Raw genomic sequence first — 1,944 nt, forward strand, 5'->3', positions numbered from 1 at the left:
CGCGCCCCTTGCGGGGGCGGTGCCTCCCCCGCGGCGATCGGGGGGGCGGGCTCGGGCTCCCCGCACGCCTGGCGTAACCGCAGCCCTCGCGTAACCGCCGCCCTCACGCCGAGTCCCACAAGCCATTCGTTCCTCATCGAATCCCGGAGCCCTCCCATGCGTACGGTCCTGGTCACCGGAGTCGGCGGCGCGGGCCGCACCACCGCCGCGGCCGCCACCGCACTGGCCGCCACCCGCGCGGGCGCCCGGGTGCTGCTGCTCACCACGGACCGCCTCGGCGGGCCGCGGGAGCTCTTCGGGCCACCCGCGGGCGCCCCCGCGCGGTCGGGCGCCCCCTGGACAGCGCCCGCCGAGGTCGCCCCGGGGCTGTGGGCCGCCCGGATCGTCGCCGGTGAACACTTCCGGGCCGAACTCGCCGCGGTCCAGGAGCGCGCCGCCGGACTGCTGGACATGCTCGGCACCGCCCCGCTGGAGAGCGAGGAACTCACCGAACTGCCCGGCGCCGAGGCGTTCGCCCTGCTGCGCGCGGTCCGGCTGGCCTGGGAGGACCGGGACGCCGACTGGGACCTGCTGGTCCTCGACCTGCCACCGGTCGTGGAAACGCTCGGCCTGCTCGCCCTGCCGGAGCGGCTGCGACGCTATCTGCGCCGGTTGCTGCCCGCCGAGCGGCAGGCCGCTCGCGGGGCGTTGCGGCCGATGCTCGCCCAGCTCGCCGGGGTGCCGGCGCCCGCGGAGCGGCTGTACGAGATCGCCGAGCGCTGGGAGCGGGAGCTGGCCGCCGCGCAGACGGTGATCGACTCGGCCGCCACCACGGTGCGGCTGGTGGTGGAGCCCGGAGCGTCCGCCCTGCGCACCCTGCGCGCCGCCCGGGCGGGTCTGGCGCTGCACGGCTGCCGGGTGGAGGCGGTGCTCGCCAACCGGCTGCTGCCGACCGACTCGGCCGACCCCTGGCTCGCCGCGCTGTCCGACAGTCAGCAGGCCGCCCTGAAGGAACTGTCCGAAGAGTGGACGCCGATCGCACCGGTCCACGAACTGCCCCACCTCGGCACCGAGCCCCGCGGCCCCCACGAGCTGGCCCCGCTCGCCGAACGCCTGCCCCGGCCGGACGCCCGGCCGGACCAGCTCGCGGCCGACCCCTGGACGGTGGAGGACCGGATCGCGGCGGACGGCGAGCTGGTCTGGCGGCTGCCGCTGCCCGGCGCCGGCCGCGAGGACCTGGGGCTGGTCCGGCGCGGCGAGGAACTCATCGTCACCACCGGCGCCTTCCACCGGCTGCTGCCGCTGCCATCGGCCCTGCGCCGCTGCACGGTGGCCGGCGCCGCCCTGCGCGACGGCGTACTGACCGTGCGGTTCGCCCCCGACCCGGCGCTCTGGCCGCGGCGCCCCTGAATCCCGGGGCGGCGACCGGCCCGGTGAGGGTGGCGCGGGGCTCGGCGGTGGTGGCGCGCGGCCTGGCCGCCCCCGCGCACGGCCGCCCGTGCCTGCCCTGACGGGCTGGTTGGCCGAGCGCCCGCGGCCCCGCCCGGCCGGTTGCGCCCGGGCGGTCGGCGGCGGCTCCGGCTCGTGCCGCGGGCCCGCGGGGGACGGATGGCGGTCGGGTAACGTCGAAGGCAAGCCGAGGAGAAAATCCAGCCAGCTTCCCGCCGCAGGAGTCCGCCATGAGCGACGCCACCGACCGTCCCACCGCCGCCGACGAGGTGCCCTTCCGCGACGAGGGTGTCGGGGACCAGGTCTGGGCCGAGGCCACCGACGTCATCGCCGAGGACATCGCCGAGAGCGGGCCCGACGGCGGGACGGCCCCCGCCGACGCCACCACGACACGACGTCGTCATGGCCCTGGCCGGCTCCGAAGCGGTACTCGCCCCAGGCCGCCGCGTTGGCGTCGTTCTCCACCACCACGGGCAGCCCGACACGCTGCTCGACCTTGTCCTTGAGCGCCTCGTG

1 protein-coding gene and 1 pseudogene are annotated in these 1,944 nt (G+C 77.7%); one reads left to right on the forward strand and one right to left on the reverse strand.

Going from position 1 to position 1,944, the window contains the following annotated elements; all coding sequences use genetic code 11:
- The first annotated feature begins 156 nt into the window (after nt 1-156).
- Nucleotides 157-1,389, forward strand: a complete 1,233-nt coding sequence (locus tag E4099_RS31615; RefSeq protein ID WP_135342527.1) for an ArsA family ATPase — start codon at nt 157-159, stop codon at nt 1,387-1,389.
- 429 nt (nt 1,390-1,818) lie between these two features.
- On the opposite strand, the pseudogene E4099_RS31620 reads toward E4099_RS31615, so the two are convergent.
- Nucleotides 1,819-1,944, reverse strand: a pseudogene (locus E4099_RS31620) (ROK family protein); the annotation flags it as partial.

This window comes from Streptomyces palmae, from assembly GCF_004684805.1.
Taxonomy (GTDB): domain Bacteria; phylum Actinomycetota; class Actinomycetes; order Streptomycetales; family Streptomycetaceae; genus Streptomyces; species Streptomyces palmae.

What these genes read in the sequence shown, in the direction of transcription:
- E4099_RS31615 (WP_135342527.1), top strand. Translation starts at nt 157, where the DNA reads ATGCGTACGGTCCTGGTCACCGGAGTCGGCGGCGCGGGCCGCACCACC.